23 protein-coding genes and 4 tRNA genes are annotated in these 23,992 nt (G+C 42.0%); 14 read left to right on the top strand and 13 right to left on the bottom strand.

The genetic code is table 11. The features are described 5' to 3' along the window. Window positions 1–290: 290 nt before the first annotated feature. The 3 genes from ompR (at window position 291) to ABZP31_RS13730 (ending at window position 4,440) form a co-directional block, all read left to right on the top strand. Entirely contained in the window at window positions 291–1,055 is a 765-nt protein-coding gene (gene ompR / locus ABZP31_RS13720; protein ID WP_005017991.1) for a two-component system response regulator OmpR, read from the top strand. Between the two features lie 210 nt (window positions 1,056–1,265). Then, a complete protein-coding gene (locus tag ABZP31_RS13725) occupies window positions 1,266–2,723 on the top strand; it encodes an ATP-binding protein (protein ID WP_005017989.1) in 1,458 nt (485 codons plus the stop codon). Between the two features lie 202 nt (window positions 2,724–2,925). Further along, on the top strand, window positions 2,926–4,440 hold the full coding sequence (locus ABZP31_RS13730; protein ID WP_005017988.1) for an acetyl-CoA hydrolase/transferase family protein: 1,515 nt from the start codon (window positions 2,926–2,928) through the stop codon (window positions 4,438–4,440). Between the two features lie 71 nt (window positions 4,441–4,511). Here the strand turns inward: ABZP31_RS13730 and ABZP31_RS13735 are convergent, their stop codons facing one another. From ABZP31_RS13735 to ABZP31_RS13750, 4 genes are all read right to left on the bottom strand, one after another. Then, the gene (locus ABZP31_RS13735) at window positions 4,512–4,979 is read right to left on the bottom strand and encodes a hypothetical protein (RefSeq protein WP_228127195.1); all 468 of its coding nucleotides are present in this window, start codon (window positions 4,977–4,979) and stop codon (window positions 4,512–4,514) included. Window positions 4,980–5,223: 244 nt separating this feature from the next. After that, a tRNA-Phe gene (locus tag ABZP31_RS13740) sits at window positions 5,224–5,299 on the bottom strand. A 123-nt stretch (window positions 5,300–5,422) separates the two neighbouring features. Continuing rightward, window positions 5,423–5,498 (bottom strand) — tRNA-Phe (locus ABZP31_RS13745). Window positions 5,499–5,664: 166 nt separating this feature from the next. Continuing rightward, window positions 5,665–6,042: a GNAT family N-acetyltransferase gene (locus tag ABZP31_RS13750; protein ID WP_005017967.1), complete on the bottom strand. Its 378-nt coding sequence runs from the start codon at window positions 6,040–6,042 to the stop codon at window positions 5,665–5,667. A 104-nt stretch (window positions 6,043–6,146) separates the two neighbouring features. On the opposite strand from ABZP31_RS13750, the gene hisB reads away from it, so the two are divergent. The 6 genes from hisB (at window position 6,147) to ABZP31_RS13780 (ending at window position 11,117) form a co-directional block, all read left to right on the top strand. Further along, a complete protein-coding gene (gene hisB, locus ABZP31_RS13755; RefSeq protein WP_005024164.1) occupies window positions 6,147–6,740 on the top strand; it encodes an imidazoleglycerol-phosphate dehydratase HisB in 594 nt (197 codons plus the stop codon). Beyond that, window positions 6,740–7,357: an imidazole glycerol phosphate synthase subunit HisH gene (hisH, locus tag ABZP31_RS13760; RefSeq protein ID WP_005017963.1), complete on the top strand. Its 618-nt coding sequence runs from the start codon at window positions 6,740–6,742 to the stop codon at window positions 7,355–7,357. Before hisB ends, hisH begins: the two co-directional genes overlap by 1 nt. Window positions 7,358–7,525: 168 nt before the next feature. Next, window positions 7,526–8,059: a DUF805 domain-containing protein gene (locus ABZP31_RS13765; protein ID WP_005017961.1), complete on the top strand. Its 534-nt coding sequence runs from the start codon at window positions 7,526–7,528 to the stop codon at window positions 8,057–8,059. Between the two features lie 73 nt (window positions 8,060–8,132). Continuing rightward, window positions 8,133–8,789: a 3'-5' exonuclease gene (locus ABZP31_RS13770; RefSeq protein WP_005017959.1), complete on the top strand. Its 657-nt coding sequence runs from the start codon at window positions 8,133–8,135 to the stop codon at window positions 8,787–8,789. Between the two features lie 422 nt (window positions 8,790–9,211). Then, window positions 9,212–9,952 (top strand): 1-(5-phosphoribosyl)-5-[(5-phosphoribosylamino)methylideneamino]imidazole-4-carboxamide isomerase, encoded by a 741-nt coding sequence (gene hisA, locus ABZP31_RS13775; protein ID WP_005017957.1) that lies wholly within the window; start codon window positions 9,212–9,214, stop codon window positions 9,950–9,952. A 217-nt stretch (window positions 9,953–10,169) separates the two neighbouring features. Further along, window positions 10,170–11,117, top strand: a complete 948-nt coding sequence (locus tag ABZP31_RS13780) for a DMT family transporter (protein ID WP_005017954.1) — start codon at window positions 10,170–10,172, stop codon at window positions 11,115–11,117. 29 nt (window positions 11,118–11,146) lie between these two features. Here ABZP31_RS13780 and ABZP31_RS13785 read toward each other — a convergent pair whose 3' ends face one another. From ABZP31_RS13785 to ABZP31_RS13795, 3 genes are read right to left on the bottom strand one after another with little or no spacing between them, the layout of a single operon-like run. Then, on the bottom strand, window positions 11,147–11,542 hold the full coding sequence (locus ABZP31_RS13785; RefSeq protein WP_005404635.1) for a hypothetical protein: 396 nt from the start codon (window positions 11,540–11,542) through the stop codon (window positions 11,147–11,149). Between the two features lie 31 nt (window positions 11,543–11,573). After that, window positions 11,574–12,191, bottom strand: a complete 618-nt coding sequence (locus ABZP31_RS13790) for a DUF1294 domain-containing protein (RefSeq protein WP_017400563.1) — start codon at window positions 12,189–12,191, stop codon at window positions 11,574–11,576. A gap of 8 nt (window positions 12,192–12,199) precedes the next feature. Beyond that, window positions 12,200–13,150, bottom strand: coding sequence for a homoserine kinase (locus ABZP31_RS13795; RefSeq protein ID WP_005405260.1), 951 nt, complete (start codon window positions 13,148–13,150; stop codon window positions 12,200–12,202). 112 nt (window positions 13,151–13,262) lie between these two features. Between ABZP31_RS13795 and hisF the strand changes: the two genes are divergently transcribed. Continuing rightward, window positions 13,263–14,021: an imidazole glycerol phosphate synthase subunit HisF gene (gene hisF / locus ABZP31_RS13800; protein WP_004659983.1), complete on the top strand. Its 759-nt coding sequence runs from the start codon at window positions 13,263–13,265 to the stop codon at window positions 14,019–14,021. Between the two features lie 323 nt (window positions 14,022–14,344). Here the strand turns inward: hisF and ABZP31_RS13805 are convergent, their stop codons facing one another. Continuing rightward, the gene (locus ABZP31_RS13805) at window positions 14,345–14,989 is read right to left on the bottom strand and encodes a sterol desaturase family protein (protein ID WP_004797727.1); all 645 of its coding nucleotides are present in this window, start codon (window positions 14,987–14,989) and stop codon (window positions 14,345–14,347) included. A 114-nt stretch (window positions 14,990–15,103) separates the two neighbouring features. Here ABZP31_RS13805 and ABZP31_RS13810 point away from each other — a divergent pair, with 114 nt between their 5' ends. After that, window positions 15,104–16,111, top strand: coding sequence for an AraC family transcriptional regulator (locus ABZP31_RS13810; protein ID WP_005404639.1), 1,008 nt, complete (start codon window positions 15,104–15,106; stop codon window positions 16,109–16,111). 39 nt (window positions 16,112–16,150) lie between these two features. On the opposite strand, the gene ABZP31_RS13815 is transcribed toward ABZP31_RS13810, so the two are convergent. The 3 genes from ABZP31_RS13815 to ABZP31_RS13825 all read right to left on the bottom strand — a co-directional run bounded on the left by ABZP31_RS13815 (window position 16,151) and on the right by ABZP31_RS13825 (window position 19,575). Then, window positions 16,151–16,393, bottom strand: a complete 243-nt coding sequence (locus ABZP31_RS13815; RefSeq protein WP_005404640.1) for a hypothetical protein — start codon at window positions 16,391–16,393, stop codon at window positions 16,151–16,153. Between the two features lie 70 nt (window positions 16,394–16,463). Then, window positions 16,464–17,537, bottom strand: a complete 1,074-nt coding sequence (locus tag ABZP31_RS13820) for a DNA/RNA non-specific endonuclease (RefSeq protein WP_005405261.1) — start codon at window positions 17,535–17,537, stop codon at window positions 16,464–16,466. 160 nt (window positions 17,538–17,697) lie between these two features. After that, the gene (locus ABZP31_RS13825) at window positions 17,698–19,575 is read right to left on the bottom strand and encodes a potassium transporter Kup (protein ID WP_005404642.1); all 1,878 of its coding nucleotides are present in this window, start codon (window positions 19,573–19,575) and stop codon (window positions 17,698–17,700) included. A gap of 120 nt (window positions 19,576–19,695) precedes the next feature. Here ABZP31_RS13825 and ABZP31_RS13830 point away from each other — a divergent pair. The 3 genes from ABZP31_RS13830 (at window position 19,696) to ABZP31_RS13840 (ending at window position 21,516) form a co-directional block, all read left to right on the top strand. Further along, window positions 19,696–19,785: transfer RNA gene (locus ABZP31_RS13830), tRNA-Ser, on the top strand. A 456-nt stretch (window positions 19,786–20,241) separates the two neighbouring features. Next, window positions 20,242–21,303, top strand: a complete 1,062-nt coding sequence (locus tag ABZP31_RS13835; RefSeq protein ID WP_367156830.1) for a type II asparaginase — start codon at window positions 20,242–20,244, stop codon at window positions 21,301–21,303. A 137-nt stretch (window positions 21,304–21,440) separates the two neighbouring features. After that, window positions 21,441–21,516: transfer RNA gene (locus tag ABZP31_RS13840), tRNA-Thr, on the top strand. Window positions 21,517–21,543: 27 nt separating this feature from the next. On the opposite strand, the gene ABZP31_RS13845 is transcribed toward ABZP31_RS13840, so the two are convergent. Next, window positions 21,544–22,380, bottom strand: a complete 837-nt coding sequence (locus ABZP31_RS13845) for a cyclopropane-fatty-acyl-phospholipid synthase family protein (RefSeq protein WP_367156831.1) — start codon at window positions 22,378–22,380, stop codon at window positions 21,544–21,546. Window positions 22,381–22,386: 6 nt separating this feature from the next. Next, window positions 22,387–23,685 carry an FAD-dependent oxidoreductase gene (locus ABZP31_RS13850; protein ID WP_248121968.1) on the bottom strand — a complete coding sequence of 433 codons (1,299 nt, stop codon included), beginning with the start codon at window positions 23,683–23,685 and terminating at the stop codon, window positions 22,387–22,389. Between the last annotated feature and the right edge of the window lie 307 nt (window positions 23,686–23,992).

The following is a 23,992-nucleotide window of genomic DNA, read 5'->3' on the forward strand; positions in this document are numbered from 1 at the left end:
GACCAAGGCCATAAAATCTACTATTGTTTTATCTAAATTACACATCAGCAATAATGCTAATTTAGTGAAGTTCCATGGTTTTTATGCAATTTTACGACAAAATTCCCGTAAATTACCAAGATCTGGCTGTTCCTGTTTATTTTTTACCTGTATATATTTGGTATCTATGTCTTGATTTTTACTGCAATATTTGGTGCTTTAGAGCATAGTAAAACTCATTGTAAGCATCGTATACTCAATACTGTATATGGGTCTGATCACGATGACAATAAACAATAAAGGAGCACATCATGAGTCTAGTTGTACCTGCTGAACATACAGATGCTGTACAAGCCGATACAGATCGCGTTGAACGTATCCTCGTGGTCGATGATGATGTGCGTTTGCGTACTCTGTTACAACGTTTTTTGGAAGATAAAGGCTTCGTTGTTAAAACTGCACATGATGCTACCCAGATGGATCGTCTGCTACAACGTGAACTGTTTTCACTGATTGTACTCGACTTTATGTTGCCAGTTGAAGATGGCTTGAGTATTTGCCGCCGTTTACGACAGTCCAATATTGATATTCCAATTATTATGCTGACCGCGCGTGGCAGTGATTCTGACCGCATTGCCGGTCTTGAAGCAGGTGCAGATGATTATCTGCCTAAACCATTTAATCCGAACGAACTTCTTGCCCGTATCCGGGCAGTTCTGCGTCGCCAGGTCCGTGAAGTACCTGGTGCTCCTAGTCAGCAGGTAGAGGTCGTAAGTTTCGGACCATGGTCTCTAGATTTATCGACCCGTACGCTGACACGTGAAGGTCAGGTGGTCACTTTAACAACTGGTGAGTTTGCCGTGCTCAAGGCATTGGTTCAGCATCCACGTGAGCCCCTAACACGTGATAAGCTGATGAATCTGGCGCGTGGTCGTGAATGGGGTGCCATGGAACGTTCAATTGATGTTCAGGTATCTCGCCTGCGTCGTCTGATTGAAGAAAATCCGGCACGTGCGCGTTATATTCAGACAGTCTGGGGCGTAGGTTACGTTTTTGTGCCAGATGGCGCTGAATAACCTGTTTATTTTATGATCGGAATTATCCTAATGATTTGTACATGCCATTCACTACTGGGAGATTTTATATCTGCCAATAAAGTGAATGGCTAATTCGTATAAGAATGCTTAAAAAATCGCATTGCCTATGGCCTTTGAGCCAAGACAAGCTGCTAAAATTCTGTCATAAAATTACAGTCTGACTATAAAATACACTTATAGGAATCTGGAGTGAAACTCGACCCTATTGATCCACAAGAATTTACTGACTATGTGGCTTATTCAGAGAAAAAACGCACCCGTGGGGAACGTTTCCTGGACAAGATCAAGCCACGCTCCGCAGCAATGCGTACTACAGTTCTGGTCGGTTTTGTGGTGCTGTTCAGTCTGGTCATGTCACTCTGGTTTTTCTGGCGTACTTTATATTTACCTGAAATTCAGCAACATGCCCGTTATCTGGCTGTTGAGCTTGAAATTATCAATAACCCCAAACTGCGTATCTTCCATGACAATGTTGAAATGGATATAGATACCTGGCTCAAAAATCGGGTCGGAATTGAATATGTCACTGACCCTAAAGAGTATCCCAATGTTCGAGAAAAGGTGATCGCCGAATTCTTTACTAACCATATTGAGGAAAAGCTGGCTAGAGAGTTAAAAGTCGATAATGTTACGGTGTATTTCCAGTTTAAGCCAAGCCCAAGAATCTGGATACAGACCCCCGAAATGCACGGAAACTGGGTCCGTGAACCATTAAAAACTTATGCCAACTATAGCCCTGAACTGATTTTTGGTTGGCTGCTCGGTGTTCCGATTATTGCATCTATTATTATTTTGACATTGGTCCGGCAGTTAAATCGCCCCTTACGTCGGCTGCAAAATGCGGCAAACCAGTACAGTAAAACTGGGAAGGCACCTTATCTGGAAACCAATCATGGTCCACTAGAAATCCGTCAGGTAAATCAGGCCTTTAATCATATGGTTTATACGCTAGAGCAGACAGAGCGCGAGCGGATGATCATGCTAGCAGGTATTTCACATGATTTACGTACACCGTTGACCCGAATTCGTCTGACTGCTGAAATGTTACCGGATGAATTCCTGCGTGAAGGGCTGATTTATGACGTTGATGATATGGATGCAATTTTGAATCAGTTCATCTCCTATATGCGTGATGGCTCTGACGAAGAATTGAAAGACACCAATATCAACATCTTGCTACAGGAATTGATTGTTCAGTTCAAACCGCTAGATATTCGTTTTGAAGCACAGGATGTTCCTATCATTCCAGCACGTAGCCTGTCATTGAAACGCCTGATTGGCAACCTGATCAATAATGCCAAGCGTTATGGTGCTGAACCAATCGAACTGTCTGCCTATACAGAAAATGACCGGATTATCATCAAGGTAGCAGATCATGGCGAGGGAATTCCAGAAGACCAGATTCAGGATCTGATGCAACCTTTTGTGCGTGGAGACTCCGCCCGTACCGTGCAAGGTAGTGGTTTGGGCTTAGCAATTGTCAAACGTATTGTTGATATCCATCAAGGCGAACTTAAAATCCATAATCGTCCTGAAGGCGGGTTAGAAGCTATTATCTCACTGCTGATACCTAAAGAGAAAACTGAAGAAAATAGTAGTCATAATCCGCTAGAAAAGATTAAGCAAAGTCTAAGTGACCGTTTTTAATCATGATTAAATTTTGGACATTTGAATTTTACAATTATCTTAGCCTTTAAAAATATTTATTTAAAAAATAGTAGCTTAAAAATCATCAAAAATATTTATACCTTCATTTTCTGAAAAAATTAGACCTTAGCCTAACAGGCATGCACAATTTGTTTTTTGGGCGGTACAATCCGTCTAGTTTCGAGCATATTGAGAGTAAACCATGTCTTTAGATCGTATTCGATTAGCCTCCCTTCATGACAAAGTAATCAGTGCAGATCAAGCTGCCGAGTTCATCCAAGATGGCATGACTATCGGTATGAGTGGCTTTACTCGTGCAGGTGAAGCCAAAGCAATTCCTCAGGCACTGGTAAAACGTGCCAAGCAGCATCCTTTAAAAATCTCCCTAATTACCGGTGCAAGCTTGGGTAACGATCTGGACAAACAGATGACTGAAGCTGGCGTGCTGGCTCGTCGCATGCCATTTCAGGTAGATAACACACTGCGCCGTGCGATCAACAATGGCGAAGTAATGTTTATTGACCAGCATTTGTCTGAAACTGTAGAACAGATGCGTAACCTGCAGCTTAAACGCCCGGATATTGCAGTTATTGAAGCAGTTGCAATTACTGAAGATGGCCATATTGTGCCAACAACTTCTGTAGGTAACTCTGCAAGCTTTGCTATTTTTGCAGAAAAAGTCATTATTGAAATTAACACTTCAGTAAGTGAAGAATTTGAAGGTCTGCATGACATCTATATTCCGACTTACCGCCCAACCCGTACACCAGTACCTTTAACTCAGGTAGATGACCGTATCGGTTCAACTGCGATTCCAATTGATCCTGCAAAAATCGTTGGTATTGTATTTAATGAAACACCAGATTCTCCATCTACAGTAACACCACCAGATGTGGAAACTCAGGCAATTGCCAATCATTTGATTAATTTCTTTGAAAAAGAGGTTGCTGATGGCCGTTTACCGAAAAATTTGGGCCCTTTGCAAGCAGGTATCGGCTCAATTGCCAATGCTGTACTGACCGGCTTTAAAGATTCAAACTTTGAAGATCTGGTGATGTATTCAGAAGTATTACAAGACTGTACTTTTGAGCTAATCGATGCCGGTAAAATGAAATTTGCTTCTGGCTGTTCAATGACATTGTCTACCCAGTGTGGTGAGCGTGTTTTCGGCAACCTGGAAGCATATAAAGACAAGTTTGTATTACGTCCACAAGAAATTTCAAACCACCCTGAGCTGGTACGCCGTTTAGGTATTATTGGTATTAACACTGCGCTTGAGTTTGATATTTACGGTAATGTGAATTCTACCCATGTTTGCGGCACCAAGATGATGAATGGTATTGGTGGTTCAGGTGACTTTGCCCGCAATGCACACTTGGCAATTTTTGTAACTAAATCGATTGCAAAAGGGGGCGATATTTCTTCAATCGTTCCAATGGTATCTCATGTTGACCATACCGAACACGATGTTGATATTCTGGTTACAGAACAGGGTCTAGCTGACCTTCGTGGACTGGCTCCACGTGAGCGTGCCCGTGTAATTATCGAGAACTGTGTACACCCACTTTATAAAGATGCCTTGAACGACTATTTTGACCGTTCAACTGCTAAAGGTGGCCATACACCACATCTGCTTCGTGAAGCGCTGCAATGGCATATTAACTTTGAAGAAAATGGACATATGCTGGCTGTTGAGCCTGCAGTAAAAACTGCTTAATATCAGTTTGTTAAAAAACGCCCATCTGGGCGTTTTTTCTTGTCTGAATTATTGCAATAGCAAGAACTGGATTAATTTATACGAAGACGGGGTATAGTGGTAACTGGCTGACTAAAGTCTATGTCTCTAAGGGCCTGAGTCTCTAGTGTACCTAGCGAAACCTTACCCAAATCCCACTGAATCTGTCCTGATTCATTACGAAATGGCTGTAACATGATCTCCAGCCCACGCATCGGGTTATCTGACTGTAAACCTGCTGCTATTGCCAGTAAATGCTGTTGTAAGGCTAAGGGCAGATGATCCATATTAACCTCTGGCCTGCCCTCACTCGCTTCAATATTCCGCACCGGATGGGCATTAACAGTGATATTCTGCAAGTCATCCTCAATCTGCATCATCCGATGCTGTAAAGCACGCTGCTCGCTTTTCCTCTCCTGATAGGGAATAAACCCAGTTTCCTGGCGCATCTCAGGCTCAGCCATGACTTTTAATACTGGCAGTTCGACACTTTGTGCAAAAACTGCTATCGAAGCATTCATGCTAAAAACTATCAGAATAATGTATTTAAAGAAGTGCATAGCAATGTCACTCCAGAGCTGGTATCAATTCAATATATAAGTCACTTGTTTTATTTTGTATAATAATTAACCATTAATTCTGTTACGCTCAGTTAAATCAGTATCTAAATATTAATAAAGACTCCTGATTTTGCCCTTTAGCTATATTCATTATTTTTAATCAGCATAAAAAAAGCCCCATACAGTATATGGGGCTTTTCAAATATGGTGGCGTGAGGCAGGATCGAACTGCCGACACACGGATTTTCAATCCGTTGCTCTACCGACTGAGCTATCGCGCCGATGAGGTGTATTAAGCCGTATCTGCTGGCAAGAGTCAACAAAAATCAGTTTTTTTTAGTTTAAATGCATATATTTTAAGCAAAAAAAATCCCTGATGGGATCAGGGACTGAAAACACAAATATGGTGGCGTGAGGCAGGATCGAACTGCCGACACACGGATTTTCAATCCGTTGCTCTACCGACTGAGCTATCGCGCCGATGTGGGGCGTATTAAACAATCTAATTAACTGATCGTCAAGTCTTTCCTTTATAAAAATATTTAAAAGATTATTTTTCATGCAAAATTAAAAAGATTGAACAAGCAGTAATAGCGAGACTGATAAACTTAATATCCTCTTAAGCTATATTTGCCTAGTTATATCTTTACAGTTTGCCTAGATGTGCCAAGCAACGATGGATAGCCCCACAGCCTGGCTCAAACCTTTTGACTTCTTTTGCCTCTTCATAGCGGCAGACTTCACTGACCAGACGTTCAGCAACTCCACGACCACGATTTGCTGGATGTACTACGATATATTCCAGAGTTTTGCTCTCCCCTTGTCCCGTACACCAGATTGCACCTATAATTTTGGTATTAAACTCTGCTGTATACAACGTTGTATACTGGGCCAGATGCTGTTCAAGTTGCTCGACCGCATCCTGCCCGTCTCCGAATTCCGGACTGGTGTCATACAATCGCTCAAGCTGACTGCGGACTTCTGCATTTTCTAGAGAAGTATGAGCATGTACGGTAATAGGCATTGATTAACCCTCCTGAGCAATCTAATATGCTGTGGCTTTGACCTTGATCAACACAGCGCAAGTTTTCACATCAAACATTTTTGACGTTTTTGAGGAATGTGTCCATGACGCAACGTATCAGTGAAGTGGTAAGAAATACTAACGAAACCAAGATTCGAGTTCGTCTCAACCTTGATGGTACGGGTCAGGGCACCTTAAATACTGGCATTCCCTTTTTAGATCATATGATTGATCAAATCAAGCGTCATGGTCTTTTTGATATTGATATTCATTGTGATGGTGATCTGGAAATTGATGACCACCATACAGTAGAAGATTGTGGTATTACGTTAGGTCAGGCTTTTGCCCAGGCACTGGGTGATAAAAAGGGATTGCGCCGCTATGGACACTTTTATGCGCCACTGGATGAATCACTGTCACGTGTTGTAGTCGATCTCTCTGGCCGTCCGGGTCTGTTTATGGATATTCCATTTACCCGTGCCCGTATTGGCAGTTTTGATGTAGACCTGTTTTCTGAATTCTTCCAGGGCTTTGTCAATCATTCCTTAATGACCTTGCATATCGACAATCTGAAAGGGAAAAATTCACACCACCAGATCGAAAGTGTATTCAAAGCCTTTGCACGTGCCCTGCGTATGGCATGTGAAGTCGATCCACGTGCAGAAAATACTGTGGCTTCAACTAAAGGTAGCCTGTAATGACCCGTATTGCTTTACTTGACTATGGCATGGGCAATCTGCACTCGGCCGCGAAAGCACTAGAGTATGTGGGTGCTACTGTTGATGTCACCAATGACCCTAAACTCATTGCTCAGGCAGATAAAATTGTGTTCCCCGGTGTTGGGGCAATGCGTGACTGTATGCAAGGTATGCATGAAGCCGGAATTGATGATGTTGTTAAAAATGCAGTATTCAATAAACCGGTTCTGGCTATATGTGTCGGCATGCAGGCATTAATGCAATATTCTGAGGAAAATGGTGGCGCCGATGCCTTGGGTATTTTTGCAGGCGCAGTGAAGCGTTTTCCTGAGATTGAAGGTTTAAAAGTTCCCCACATGGGCTGGAACCGGGTTAAGCAGGCTGAACCAAGTCATCCAATGTGGAAAAATATTGCTCAGGATAGCCGTTTTTATTTTGTGCATAGTTTTTATGTCGAACCACAGAACCCTGAACTGGTTGCGGCAACCTGCCATTATGGACTGGACTTCTGTACAGCTATCCAAAAAGATAATCTATTCGCCACCCAATTTCATCCAGAAAAAAGTCATACTGCCGGTCTACAGTTACTTAAAAACTTTGTGGACTGGAAGATTTAAACAGGTCTAAAACCTTTTACCATAGCTCATCATCAGGTGGGCTTTTTTATTGTAATTCAGCTTTAAACCTATAGTTTAGAAGTTTTCACTTTTCCTTTTGTTCAAGCTTGTTTATGATGCCTACTGCTTTAAACAAAAACTTAATAAAAACATTAAGGATTATAAAAAATGACTTCCAGTTTCAGTTCAACTACAGATTCACCTTTAAAAGCACATGGCCGTTTTGGACGCCTGTCCTTTTTAGGATGGAACATGCTGATGAGTTTCGGCGTTATCCTGCTTGTTTTCTTAATAGGACTTTTTGCACCGGGTTTATTTAATACTGCTGAGGGTGCAGAGAACATCTCTATACCTGGTCTGATCATGATGGGGATCTTGTATATTGTCCTGATATACTTTAGCTTTATTTTTACCATTCGGCGTCTGCATGACCGCAATCATACCGGCTGGTTATCACTGCTGATGCTAGTACCGCTGGTGAATCTGTTTTTAATATTATATCTGTTCTTTGCCCGTGGTGATGAAGGCATAAATAACTATGGGCTGCCGCGTGCAACCGCAACTTGGGAAAAGGTGCTAGGCTGGTTATATATACTGATTGTTCCACTCGGAATTTTAACAGCTATTGCTGTTCCAGCTTATCAGGACTATGTACAAAAAGCACAATATAGCCAGCTTGAAATACAGCAACGGGCTGAATAGCAGGCCTATACTCAAGCCATGTATCGGCTGGAGTATTATAAATAACTGATACTTTTACTCGGGAGCTTTTGTTATGCCTGAAAGCACTGAACTTTCTCTGCTCCCGAATAAAGAAGAAATCAATAAGCTTCCTCTCTTTAAAAATTTAGATGCTTCACATATCTATGTGCTTAGCAGTCTGAAAGACTGTCTACCTCTGCAATATGAGTTAGTTACGGCTACTGTACTGGGTTTTGATTCAGAATCTAAACCGACTTTTAGACGTGGCGAGATTTCAACAGGGCCTCATCTTATCCAACTGGCCACTGCAGAAAAGGTGTTCCTGTTTCAGCTTAACCCAGACATCCTCAATTTTCTCAAGCCAATATTGGCAAATCAGAAACAGGTGAAGGTCGGTTTTGGTTTAAAAAATGATGTTCACCTGTTCCGGAAAAAAGGTATAGAACTGCAAAGTACAGTAGAACTCTCAAAATGCTTTTCTGCATTTGGCTTTAAGCAGCCTATAGGTTTAAAAAATGCTGTGGCCCTGCTATTCCAGCAAAATTTTCCCAAATTTAAAAAAATCAGTATATCTGACTGGTCTAATATGCGTTTAAGCTCAACACAAATCGGCTATGCAGCAGCAGATGTTTATGCAGCACTGCTGGTATTTCAGGAACTCAGAAAACGTAGCCTATTGCCTGAGCATACTTTACGGCTGCTTGAACAGGTGAACTGTTTAGACCAGTGACCGCGTAATGGTTATCCAGATTTTCTGTTTTATAAATGATGTGCCTGATCTTATGTAAAGATAGCTACATCTATGAATAGAATTTTAATTGATCAGCAGCGAATCAGATAAGTGATTTGATATTCCCTTTAATTGCGGGACATAGTTACTAGTTCAGACTGATAATAGCAGCTCAATTACCGCACCTTATCATTTGGATACTTAGCCTGAAGTTAATTGCTGAATTCACTTAATAACATGTTTGTTTTTATATAGAATGCCATACTGAATAATACAAAAACATAACTCTAAGCTGACAATATCTAGCCTAATTTAAGTCAGTCTTATTTTATTGATAGATCAAAATATAGCATTTAGAAAATTCAAGTTTATTGTTAAGATTAGACCAATAAAATTCAACAGGTTAAGCAAGGAGCGAAAGCATGCTGATCATCCCGGCAATTGATCTAAAAGATGGTAAATGTGTCCGTTTAAAACAGGGCCGTATGGAAGACGATACGGTGTTTTCTGATGATCCGGTAGCAACTGCACAGCATTGGGTCAATGAAGGGGCACGTCGTTTGCATCTGGTCGATCTGAACGGTGCTTTTGCAGGTACACCCATTCATAAACCTGTAGTTGAAGCTATTGTACGGGCACAACCAGAACTGCCTGTGCAGATTGGTGGCGGAATCCGCTCTCTGGAAACGATTGAACATTATCTTGAAGCCGGGGTGTCTTTCGTTATTATTGGAACTAAAGCAGTTCAAAATCCTGAATTTGTTGAAGAAGCCTGTAAAAAATTTGCTGGACGCATTATTGTGGGTATCGATGCCAAAGATGGTATGGTCGCTACTGATGGCTGGGCTAACGTTACTGATGTTAAAGCGACAGAACTAGCCAAACGATTTGCAGATGCGGGTGTATCCAGTATTGTATATACTGATATTGCACGTGACGGGATGATGCAAGGTGTAAATATTGAGCAGACTGTAGCCTTGGCCCAGTACTCGGGGTTACCTGTTATTGCTTCTGGTGGCGTAACCAATATGGAAGATATCCGTATGCTGAAAGACCAGCCAGGCATCTTGGGTGCAATCACCGGTCGTGCAATCTATGAAGGTACGCTCAGCCTGCGTGAAGCACAATTGCTTCTTGACGAGCAATCGCCTGTAGTGCTGTAAATATACAGCCAGATTTAAAGAGGCCATCTGGCCTCTTTTTTATATTAACTGAAACCTCTTTTTATAGTGTATTGCCGCTTTATAAATGAGCAGCAAGTAAAACAAAGTAAAAATATAATAACTGCTTATGAATAGGGTTTAACTGAAAACTAGCAAAGGTTGTATCTAGTGCAAGCTTGTCGCAATATAGGCGGGCCTTAAAACCAAGCCAGATGTAATGAATACTGCAAATTTATCCAAACTCGCTTCCTCTTCGCTGCTGCCACAATTTGCCCTGATTCTGATAACAGTGATCTGGGGTGGAACTTTCCTGACAGTCCAGTTTGCTCTGAATTATAGTTCACCAATGTTTTTTGTAGGCTGCCGGTTTGCAGCCGCAGCTCTGGCGGTGCTGCTGCTATCCTGGAGAATCATGCGTGGCCTCAATCTGCGAGAGTTGTTAGCAGGCTTTCTAATTGGCTGCACCATTGCGATTGGATATGGCACGCAGACTATTGGTTTACAGACCATCAGTAGCAGTGAGTCAGCATTTCTTACGGCAGTCTATGTTCCGCTTGTTCCATTTTTACTCTGGATTATCTTCCGTAAAATACCACATATCATGACCTGGATAGGTGTCATTCTGGCCTTTAGCGGATTGGTACTCTTGACTGGTAATGGTTTTACACAGATCTCTTTTAGTTTTGGACAGGCGCTCACATTATTTGGTGCTATCGCCATTGCACTGGAAATTATCCTGATCGGCTATTTTGCAGGAAAGGTAGATTTGCGGCGGGTAACAGTTATTCAGCTGGTTTTTACTTCGGTGTTAAGTTTTATGAGCATGCCATTTCTGGGAGAGCACAGTATTCCGGTATTTTCCTGGCAGCTTGCAGTAGCAGCATTTGGTTTAGGAATAAGCAGTGCAATTATTCAACTGGTCATGAACTGGGCACAGCGTTATGTAGAGTCATCCCGTGCGGCAATTATCTATGCAGGAGAACCCATCTGGGCCAGCCTGTTTGGCCGGCTTGCAGGTGAGCGTCTGGCGCCATTAGCTTTAATAGGGGGTGCTCTGGTCGTTCTGAGCATTATGATAAGTGAATGGCGACCTAAATTTTTAGGTTCAAAAGATATAGAGCCTGTTACTGAAGATTTAAATACTTTAAATAATAAAAAAGCCTGATGTTTCAGGCTTTTGAAATTAATTTAAAATTATTCATACATGGCTTTATTTTCATTTAAACGCAATAAACCTTTAATAGCACGGTATACAATCCATAGCCATGCCAACCCGATTACTCCTACACAAAAACCTGAGGCAAGTAGCAGAACTGAGGCAAAAGCATCGGCATTATTATCTGTAAACAGCAAAAAGATAAAAGGTATAAAAGCCACAATATTCCAGATCAGATACCACCAGAATGTCCGAATCTGCCAAGTGAAATGACTTTCATAGATACCGCCGCGCATCTGGTCCTGTTTAACATAATTGATCACCAGCGCCACTACAGCCAGCAAACCAGCTGTGAAAATCGCCAGAATATAAAGAATATACAGACTGAAAGTCAGACTGCGTCTTGAGTCATTCATGACAGTACCAGAATTCATTTATTTTTCCTTTTTTAAGTATGAATTTGAATCAATAGGGATTCAAAGGAGAAATCAGCCATAAAACCAACAGGATATTTAGAACTATAGTAATCCAATATATTTTTCGAAAAGGTTGTTTTTGTGTTTTATGTCGCAGTTTCTGTTGGGCTAACCAGGCAGCAGGCCACCCTCCCAGAAAGGATAATATATGTAGAGTCTGCTCAGATATACGGCGCCGTCCGGCCTGTGCTGCTTCTCTATCCTGAGCATAAAACCAGTAAGTTGCTACATTCATGAGCATAGTAAATAATAAAAGCAGTCCATTTATAAGACCACTCGCAGTCACTATACCCAACATTATAAAATAGACTGCGATCAGAAGCTGAAAGGGCTGCAAAGCTTTTTTAGATTGTGAACGTGTCTGCTGCCGGGCTGGTTTTTTACGGGCCTGTGCAGCTGTGAGATAGGTCACCTGCTGAGCACGATAGCGGCCCTGTGCATCCAGAATAACCAGATATTCTAGTGCACAACCAATAATTGGCCGGGGTCCAGGTCGGGCAAAATCCTTTATATGTAAAAATACCCGTCCTTTATCAGGCTCATTGGGTTGAATAAATCCATAACCTTTTTCATCAAACCACTCTACCAGTCGCCCCTGATCACGCATCATTTGCCTTACTTCCCGATAAGTGCCAGACGATTTTGTAGCATATTACGCATTTCTAGCGGGTCTTTTTGCAAGATATCCTCTCCACCTCGCTGTTCCTGCGCATTCTTCTGTGCTACTTGCAGACGCATTAACCAGAAACGGCAGGCTGCCATGGCCAGATAAACCGGCAGACAGGCTTTTTCATCTTCTGTCAGCATACGCACAGTCTGATAATTTTCCAGATAGGCTTGTACCCGTGTCTGATCAAGTTTCACCGCCGGATAATCGCTACAGAAATCATTAATCGTAATGGCAATATCAAACAGCAATTCATCATGGTTTAACTCATAAAAGTCCAGAATTCCCTTTAAAGTGTCACCCTCGAATAAGGTATTGTCACGAAACAGATCGGAATGAATGAAGCCAAGCGGGCGCTGCGGGTATTTAGCCTGAAATACTTCAAACTGCTGAAATACACTATCCAGTAAAAGCTGGTCTTGTACATCCATGTCGGGTCTTAGTTCAGCAGCAACCTGACTCCAGTAACTATGATTACGGTAGCTCTGGCGCTCAAAATCAAAATCCTGTAAAGCGACATGCAATTTTGCCTGTGCTCTGGCAACCTCAGCTGTCTGGGCAGTATTGGCCGGTATAGGGTGCTCTCCTACCAGTCGTGGTGCAATCTGGGCAGGCTTTCCGGCAATCTGGCCAATTGCAGCTTCAGCCTGTTTTAAGGGCACCGCAACTGGCAAATGTGCATTGCCCAGATGCTCAAGTACTGGCACCAGTTCACCTGCCTGTGCTGCATTCATCTCTTCAAATACTGTAAGTACAAACTGCGAACCATCCTCGTTCACTAAAAAATAGTTTGTATTCTGAATACCGCCTTGAATTGGAATCAGTTCCTGAACCTTTAGTCCATAAGGTGCTGCGAAGGACTGAACTTCCTTTAAACTCAACGGGGTATAAACCGACATAGAAAACCTGCAAAAAAACATATCGAATTTGATAGAATACCTTCTCCCTCTATCAAGGTGTAGCATCTGCGGAGGTGAGTTTCATAATCGGCTGTTATAATTGGAAAAATTTATGCTCGCAAAACGTATTATCCCTTGCTTGGATGTTGATAATGGCCGAGTTGTTAAAGGCGTTCAATTCCTTGATATTCGTGACGCAGGTGACCCTGTCGAAGTTGCACGTCGTTATAACGAACAAGGCGCCGATGAAATTACCTTCCTTGATATTACTGCAACCCATCATGGGCGGGATACGACTTATCGTACAGTCGAACGTATGGCTGAAAGCGTGTTTGTACCTTTAACTGTTGGTGGTGGTGTCCGTAAAGTTGAAGATATTCGTTTATTACTAAATGCGGGTGCTGATAAAGTCAGTATCAACTCGGCAGCAGTATTTACGCCTGAGTTTGTGCAGGAAGCCTCACAGCGTTTTGGCGCACAATGTATTGTGGTCGCAATTGATGCGAAAAAAACTGGCGAAAACAAGTGGGAAATCTTTACCCACGGTGGTCGTAAGCCAACAGGAATTGATGCGATTGAATGGGCTGTGAAAATGGCTGACTTCGGTGCGGGCGAATTGCTGATTACCAGTATGGATGCCGATGGAACCAAAGCGGGTTATGACATTGCCTTGATGCGTCAGATCAATGATCGTGTCAATATTCCGACCATCGCATCAGGTGGCGTAGGCAATTTACAACATTTGGCTGACGGAATTTTGAAAGGCGGTGCAGATGCGGTACTGGCTGCTTCAATTTTCCATTTTGGTCAACACACCATTCCAGAAGCTAAGCAATATTTGGCTGAGCAAGGGATTGAAATGCGTCTTTAAACGCGAGTATTACTCAAAAAACCAACCTCTCAAAATCATCGTTTGAGAGGTTTTTTATTCACTCAACATTTCCTCAGGCAAAAAAATACCTTGCCTAAGCAAGGTATGGAAACTGCGTTTATACAACGCTAGAGGGTAAACGTGAATTTTGTCATTTTGAAAATTCTGTGCATTTCAAATGCTTGAATCAAAATAGCTATAAAATGAACAAAAATATTGACATTAAAAACAGATTTTATTGACAATTCACGACATGGACGACTGAAGTATTGTCGTGATTCGTCAAAATTTTGGTGCTTTATTGTCACACTTCGCATTTTTCACTAAGCAACTGATTCTTGTTGCTCCGCATCGGCTACAGGTGGTGTCACTAACTTTGGTTTTTGCTCAACCCACTTCGCAGGGAAAACCGATTCAATCGCTTGAGTCAGCGCTTTGGAAAGTGGCGCAGGTAGAGGTAAACCGAGTGGATTGGCTTCTTTTAAATCAGCAGATGAAACCACGCGTGTGCCCATGACATAATCAAACCATGGACGGGTCACACACCAATTCGCATCTTGATTTGAGTTCATGTGATGATCATAATGCCAGGGAATACGTTTTTTTGCCCATTCTGGCTCTAAATGAGAACGGCGATGCACATAATAATAATTACCTGCACAATACCAGAATGACAGCGCCATCCCTTTGGAGAATGGATAGGCTGCCGCACTCAACACGGTTGCAACCACAGCCAATGACATAATTTCATTACGTGTACGCCAACTGTCTAGACCTTCCACATAACAATCATCAGAAAAGTCTTGTTTACGGACTTCACGATGATGTGCCCAATGCGATTCCATCTGTTTTGGCGTTGGACTGAAACGTGGCTTGCCTTTACGGTGTACCCCATGCAATAGATATTTATGAGCAAACCATTCATATGCATTTACAACTGCCAAACCTGCAACAAAACCCTTCAACATGGTTTTCTCCAAATGTTTCCTTATTTTTTTAAAGATATAAATTTTTGTAGGCGAAGTATTGACGATACGATATATTTATATTGACAAAACACGACAGAATAAGGAGTAGACAGGATGTCCCAACTCAAGAACTATACAGGCTCTGTTTATGGCGGATTAGGGCATTTATTAAAGGCTTATTGCGAAACAAAAAATATTGAAATTCCTGAGCAATTACAACAAGTCCAAAATCTTGAACGTTTTGATTACGTCATTTGGCGTGACTTACTTGAAGATCTTAATCGTTTAAATCCCAAGACAGGTTTAGGCTTAGAAATTGCAGAGCACGTACAACCTAAACATTTAGGAATTATTGCTTATCTCGCACTGTCATGTGAAAACTTGGGCGAAGCATTGGCGCGTTATCATGATTTTCATCGCTTAATTTATGATGGTAGCCCTCTCGTCGTTGAATTTAACCCACCCTACGCATCAATCCGCTGGGAAGCTCCAGAACCCAACCCAACCCAATTAACAGATGAAATTGCAATTGCGCTGATGGTGCAATTCCATAAGTTATTTCTGTCAGGTGAAGATCTCAATCTACACGAAGTGCATTTTGTGAATACCGCACCGAAAAACATTATGGTTTATGAGCAGTATTTCCGTTGTAAAGTCCGTTTTGATCAGCCTAAAACTCAGCTACTTCTACCTGTTACCGAAGCCTTTAAGCCACTTCGAACAGGCGATCACACTTTACAGCAATTGTTGCTACAACAAGCTCAAGCTTTATTGGATAAGCTTCCCAATTCCACTCAACTCGATCAACGTCTGCAGCACGCCATTTTGACAGGCCTGCAAAAGAACCAATACCAGATCGACTTTATTGCGAAGAAACTGGGGGTTTCGGTTCGGCAGTTACAACGCCACCTGCAACAGCAAAATGCCACTTTTCAGGAACGGGTACAGGAAGTTCGCTTTATGCTGGCAACTGAATATCTAAAAGACCCACACCTGAGTTTACAGGAGATTGCCCTGCTGCTTTGCTATTCAGAACAAAGCGCTTTTCAGCGCGCATTTAAGCTTTGGACTGGTTTAACCCCACAACAGTGGCGGAAGAACAATACCATTTATAGTTCTTAATCAAGTTGATAAGGAAACGATGGTTTCTTAAAGCATTTTTTATAGAAATGGATTTTCGATTTCCTGTTCAGGTTGGCGCTGAATTTTTTCAGGGAGATTTTCCTGTTCCAGGGCTGCCACCAGCTCATTAATAAAGGCTTGCAACTTCTTGGCAGCCTGTAAACCGACCTGATCTTTGGTTATTTGCAGATTGCCATATAGGCTCACACAATCGACCTGATTTTCCAGCGTTAGGTCATAGATTGCGGAAGACTCATTTCCATTCACAAAAGGCTTAAACATCTCGTTCCCCATTATTATTCTCTTTTCATCACACTGAGCTAAACATAGATGATTTGCAAGATGCTCTACATTATCTCAACAATTGTAAAAAATACTGCACCAGCATATCCACCAACTGCTTGATCAGCGCCTGCTTGGTTTCCTCATCAATCTGTGGCAACTTACTTTCAGCAGTCTGGGGCTGTCCTGAAGCAAACTGCTTTTGTTGAGCCTGTATGCTGGCGGTATCGGCTTCTTCCGCACATTGGCTTTCCGCATCCCAACGCATATATTTAATGTCTTGATTGGCCTTAACCTGAGCTGCGGTCAACGGTAATTGATAGATGTTACGCTTCTGCTGCTCGGTCAGTTGCGGGAATAAATTAATGCCTAGCTTTTCTTCCAGATAACAGATACTGACCACTTTTACCTGCTGGGAATCATTATTGGGCGCATAGTAGGCACCACTAATGCCCTGCTTGGGCAGATAGACCGCCTTATACACGGCAGTTGGCACAATCACGCCCTGCCCAATGGTTTTGAGTCGTTTTCCCTCAAACACAGGCCCTGTAACAACATAAGCATCCCTATGCTGTTTGGTTACAATCGCACGCACGGCTTCCTCCAGCTTACGCCAGAGTTCCTGATTATTTTTAGGCGATTGCGGTACCATATTAGCTAAAGAGAAACTATCATATTGTGCAGCGGTGTTATTCATATCGCCATTTGGCGCCATGTGCCCACGGTCATAGCCTGAACCACGGTAGTCTGTCAGCAATGCACGATGCGCCTGTTGCACCCGTGTTTCCTCATGGAAATTGTCTTCACGCTTGATCTTGATGCTTAAACGTTCAGGTGTCAGATACTCGGCCGACCACAATGGGGTTTTGGACACCCCCGAATACATCACGTTGAAGCCGTTAAAGCACAGTGCATAACTGTCTTTTTTCAGGCTTTCCCTGCTCAGTATCGGTGGCACATCACGGTAGAACTGTTTTAGGCATCCACTATTGCCGCCTGAGGCAGGAAGAAGCTTGGCAATTTTTTCACTGCCAAATGCGATTGCAAAACTTCCCGTTGCAACTAGGGTAAGTAGAATCTTTCCAATATTCTGGCTTAAAAAATTAGCTTGAGTTTTAGCCTTTTTGCTTGGTTTCTTTGCCATAACCACATCAAGATCAACATGAACGCGAAGCTTAACAATTCAGGAGCATGCTGTATATTGCGCTACCGTTTAGAACGACATTTTATGTCGCAAAACTGTTCACTTGATCAGCAGGCAATAAAAAAGGCACTCGAAAGTGCCATTTTTATGTGTATTTTCACTAGATCTCGATCTGGCTACCCAGTTCTACCACACGGTTGGTCGGAATCTGGTAGAAGTCACTCACAGGGCTGGTATTACGCTGCATTGAAATAAATAGCTTCTCACGCCAAGGTGCCATACCGTCTCCAACTGTACTAATAATCCGTTCACGTGAGACAAAGAAACTAATCTGCATCAGGTTATATTCAAGCTCAAGTGCCTCATAGACTGCTTCCAGAGCATGAGGAATATTCATCTCATCCTTAAAACCATAGTACAGCTCAACCCGATAAAAATGTTGATTTAGTACCTCTACATGAAAGCGCTGTTCGTCAGGCATATAAGGTACATCTTGTATCTTGACTGTCAGAATAATATTTTTCTGATGCAAGACCTTATTATGCTTCATGTTATGCAGCATCGCATGTGGAACTACAGTAGGTGTACCGGTCAGGAAAACTGCCTCTCCTTCTACCCAGTTAGCCTGATCACCGATACTCTCGACAAATAGCTCCAGAGGCAAGGTATCCTGCTGTAATTTTACAAAGGTCAGCTCACGCCCCTGTTTCCAGGTAATCAGCAGAAGAAAAGCAACTCCACCGATCAATAATGGCACCCATCCGCCCGAGAATACCTTTAGTGAGGTAGCACTGACCAGTACCAAGTCCAGTATCAGAAATGGAATGATCAGCAGCATCAGCTTTGGCATTTTCCATTTCCAGCTGTAACGGATAAATGCAGCAATCAGCAAAGTGTCACACAGCATGGTTAAAGTTACAGCCAGGCCATAGGCATTAGCAAGGCGCGAGCTGGTCTGGAAAATCAGGATTAAGACAATAATAGAAGCAAGCAGTACCCAATTGAGCAATGGCACATAAATCTGGCCCTGTTCTGAATCCGAGGTATGCTTAACAGTAAGGCGTGGTAAATAACCCAGCTGGATAGCCTGACGCGCCAATGAAAATACGCCTGAAATCACCGCCTGAGAAGCAATTACTGCAGCCATAGTGGCCAGAAAAATCATTGGATACAGCGCCCATTCCGGCACTAGCAGATAAAATGGATTTTCAATAGCACTCGGATTTCTCAATAATAATGCGCCCTGTCCTGCATAATTAAGTACCAGACATGGCAAGACTACAAAAAACCAGGCCAGACGGATGGGTACAGGCCCAAAGTGTCCCATATCGGCATAGAGTGCCTCACCACCTGTCACAGTAAGCACTACCGCTCCCATGATAAAAAAAGTCATGAGCGGATGGCTTACAATAAACTGAAACGCCCAGTGTGGGCTGAACATTCCTAGTACCACAGGTGTCTGAATAATACTGGAAATGCCCAATAAGCCGAGCGAGAAAAACCAGAGCAGGGTTAATGGACCAAAAAATTTGCCAACAAAAGCAGTACCATACTTTTGCATGATAAATAGGGTCGTCACGATGGTAATGGCGATTGGAACAATATACGGATCCAGAGCATCTGTTGCGATAGACAGACCCTCTACGGCAGATAATACTGAAATCGCAGGCGTAATAATGCCATCACCAAAAAATAGTGAAGCACCAATAAAACCAATAGCAATTAACAGTAATTTTTTGCGGTCACTGAAACGGGTATTACGTAAATTCAATGCAAGAAGCGCCATGATGCCGCCCTCACCATTGTTGTCTGCACGCATTACAATAGCGATATATTTAATGGTAATGACCAGCGTCATTGTCCAGAAGATAATCGACAAAATACCTAATACATTAGCTGTACTGATCCCTAAACCATGAGCTGCATGGAATGATTCCTTAAGTGCATAAAGCGGACTGGTCCCAATATCCCCAAATACCACCCCTAATGCTGCCAAGGTAATCGCAGGCAATGCGGCTTTTTTTGCAGAACTTTGCATATTTTGTCTTCATAACAGATGCCATTTTTGCGCCATATTATCACCGAGTTATTTATTTTTCTTCAAATCAATTGTTTCAACTTGGCAGGCGCGGTTTTTTTAGTTATTATCGCACGCCTTGGTGAGGTGTCCGAGTGGCTGAAGGAGCACGCCTGGAAAGTGTGTATACGTTTACGCGTATCGAGGGTTCGAATCCCTCTCTCACCGCCAAGTTTACTTTCTATGATATCTCATAGAGTTCTAAAAGCTTAAATCTAAAGGGTTTAGGCTTTTTTTATTGCCTCATGTTTTCCAGTTGGCCCTATTGAATCCTAAATTAGTTGGGGTATAATGATTAATTTATAAATCTAAAGAAGCTTAAATCAGTTAATAAAAAAATTTCTTATCATTGAGCTCAATGCCAAAAATTTATAAATTAAGAATAAAATAATCTCAAGCTTATCTAGTAACTCTTAAATATCATTTAAACCTCCTCAAACTTCTTTTAATCTTTTAAAACTGAATTTATATCTCAACATTCTATTTAAATATCGAAATCCTCATCACTGAATATTTATTAATCTAAAAACAGTATTTTAAATTTATATGACTAAAATCTGCTGCTTTGTATTAACTTATAAATGGTACAAAAAATGCTTGGAATGTACATAAATCTTAAAAGGAAAAATGATGAAAAAAACACTCTCCGCTCTGACTTTAAGCTTGGGCTTACTCTTGCCCTTTTCTGCTTTTGCCAAAAATAATGTTGTGGTTGTAGCAACTGGAGGAACCATTGCCGGTGCTGGTGCCAGCTCAACCAACAGTGCTACCTATACAGCGGCTAAGGTACCCGTTGATGACCTATTAAACGCAGTACCACAAATCCAGAATCTGGCTAATGTTACTGGAGTACAGGCTCTTCAGATAGCTTCCGAGAGTATTACTGATAAAGAATTACTGACAATTGCCCGTAAAGTTAATGAGCTGGTTAAAAGACCTGATGTTAACGGTGTAGTGATTACGCATGGAACAGATACTCTGGAAGAAACTGCCTACTTTCTAAGCCTGACCGTGCATACTGATAAACCGATTGTAGTGGTAGGTTCTATGCGTCCACCTTCAGCGCTGTCTGCTGATGGGCCCTTAAACCTGTATAGTGCTGTTGCTCTGGCAGCCGCAGAAAATGCAAAAAATAAAGGCGTATTCGTGCTCATGAATGATAATATTTTTGCAGCACGTGATGTCAGCAAGACAATTAATATCCATACCGATGCCTTTGCCAGTCAATGGGGACCGCTAGGTACACTGGTTGAAGGGAAACCTTACTGGTTTAGAAGCGTAGCCAAACGATTTAACAATACGTCTGAATTTAATATCGAGAATATTAAGGGCGATGCTCTGCCGCTGGTCCAGATTGTTTACGGTTCTGGCAATATGTTGCCCGATGCCTATACAGCATATGCTCGAGCAGGCGCAAAGGCAATTATTCATGCGGGTACAGGCAATGGCTCGGTAGCCAAAAATATTGTACCTACCCTGACTGAGCTCCAGCAGCGCGGTATACAGATTATTCGTTCATCTCGTGTACCCCAAGGTTTTGTATTAAGAAATGCCGAACAGCCAGATGATAAATATAACTGGGTGGTTGCACATGATTTAAATCCGCAAAAAGCCAAATTGCTGACTGCACTTGCACTCACTCAGACCAGAGATGCTAAAGAAATTCAGCGTATGTTCTGGGAATATTAATTTTTAAATATTAATTAAAGAAGGTATCTTCCGATACCTTCTTGATGACCTGAAAGCATTAAACTTAGACAAAATTCATTTGTTCATTTTTTCGCTTGTGAAAATTAGGTGTTTTTCGGTAGAATCTACGCCACAGTGCCGGCATAGCTCAGTTGGTAGAGCAACTGACTTGTAATCAGTAGGTCCACAGTTCGAATCCGTGTGCCGGCACCATTTCTCCTCTACTTTTCTTTTCTCGATTTATTCAGCTTTTATTGCACTAATCTGTACATAGCGAATTAATCCATCAGCGTAAAGCTGGGCGCAAAGTTTGGCTGTCATCTGGATTTTATAATAATCTGTATTTTTTATGGTGGATTGTCCAGAGTTACGTAGTTTTGCCACGTATTTGGAAAAGCCCTGCAAAACTTCTGAAGATATATCTTGGATCATTATTTGCTCATAACCATAATTTTCTAGCAGATTTACCATTTCAGTTTGAGTTTTTAAGTCTTTAAGTTTGAGATCAGCTACTTTGACCAATAACTGGTATTTACTTTTTTGCCAGAGGCTTGCCTGTTGCCAGTCATCTGACAACATCAAATAATGGAATCCTAGATGACCATGCTGCTTTAAATGACTAGTTACACTATTCAGAAAATGGCTTAGTGCATGATGGTAAGCAGCATCAATACAAAGAACTACATCAAACTGCTGAGTAAATTTTATTGGTTTTAAGGCAAGAAAAGACTGGTTATAAATCGCTTTTAAGGCTGGCAGATGATATTGACCAATCTTTTTGACACAGTTTTGCTGTAACTCTACAGCTTCTATATATTGAACCTGGTACTGATTTTGCCAATGCAGCAGACTCGCTCCCTGGCCGCAGCCCAGATCTAATACAGCATCCTGAGCCTTAAGCTGTACTGCCTGTGCTAACCGGTCAGCCAGCTGCTGGCAGGCCTGAGGATAATTTTCCTCAGCTTGCCAGTAACCCAGGTTGGTCCAGGCCAACTCTGCCGAGTCACCCAACTGTGCTGCATCAATAGCATATTTATGTTGGGGTAAATACTGGCAGAGTATCTGGGCCCATTTCATGAGATTTTAATAACCAAGTTGCGGTGCGATCTCCACTTTAGGTTCTAAACCTAAAAATGGCAAAGGTGCATCAAAGATCTTGGCAATATGAATAGCCGAAGTGACAGCAGACTCCAAGATCGGCAGACCATCACATGACCATGAACCACAGTAGAATACCTTACGGTTCGGCTGTAAATGCCGTTGCTGGACTTCTTTGTTTAATGCCACAGTTTTGGAATCAACTACTGCCCGAGTCAACGTTACACTGGAAATCACTTTTTTTGGATCAATTTCAGTAACCGGACGCCATGTCTGAAATACCGGAGACTTACCGACCAAACTTGGCTCAACTGCATTAAGCCAGACAGTAAACTGTTGTCGGGTAAAATGACGGTCCATCATATAACTCAGTACACACCAGTCTTTACGGCGCGGCGGCATCACTGAGCTATCTGTATGTATAACCAGTTCTCCCTGTTCAAACTTAAACTGTTTGAGAAGTTCAATATCATCCGCAAATTGTTGCGGGTTCATGAACTCTTCAAGTTTAGTGGTCGGTGTTGCAACTACTACCCGGTCAAAGACCGACTGCTCACCATCCTGTTTTTCCAGCAGAACTTTTTCACCCTGTTCTTCCACCTTACAGATTGGAGAGCCACTTTGAATACGAATACCTTCGATCAATTTATCTACCAATGCAGGTGTTCCGCCTTGCATACGGATCAGGGCATCTCCATCAGTCAATTGACGCAGAAAAATTAGTAACGGTTTGGCAGGCCAGTCTCCGATGGTTTTCGGATTACAGGTACAGATAGTATAGAGTACCGGCATTACTGCGCCATGCCAGAATACTTCTTCAATATCATGCTGGTTAATGAACTCAGCCAGTGTAATATCCTGATTTTTAGACTTGAAGAACTGATGAATTGCTGTTTTTAGCTGTAGCATACCTTTAACCAGACGCCAGCCATACTGCTTGATGCCCTTGCGGTTATTAATAATGGGAATATTACCAATGCGGGTACGTGAAGTTGTGAGCCAGGTTTCAGTACGGTCTTCAAATAGCCAGCTACAGGCCATATAGGTACGTACCGGAAAAGTTTTAATGCCCAGGTAACTGGCCAGACTCAATGTATTCTTCCATAAATAGGGATTCATAACCCGTAGCGGGGCATCAATCAGGCCCCCCTCAAACTCCAGACTATGACTGTCCATACCTCGGCCCGGGAGTGCCTCGAAAATAGTAATTTCATGTCCTGCATCTTTCAGAATTCTTGCGGTAGCAAGCCCAGCCATGCCACTACCGATTACTGCAATATCCAAAGTTATTATCCGTCAGTTAACCGTTTTCCAGATTATGTACCAACGCTCTCAGAAACGCCGTATTAAAAAATGCCAGAATTCTAAATTGTCTATCTCAAGTATTAAGCAAACTGGAGGATAAATTCATCTAACTAAACAATTCGGCCTAATAATTAAAAAAATATAACCCATTAATAAATAATATTTTTATAAGACGAATTCCCACTGAAATAGAAGAAATAAACTTAAAAAGTTTCTTTCAGGATGAAAAAATTAAGTACAAATTTCTGTATATATAATGTTAATTTCAGTATTTACATAAAGGCCA

The organism is Acinetobacter sp. FL (assembly GCF_040744925.1).
In the GTDB taxonomy this organism is placed as follows: domain Bacteria; phylum Pseudomonadota; class Gammaproteobacteria; order Pseudomonadales; family Moraxellaceae; genus Acinetobacter; species Acinetobacter radioresistens.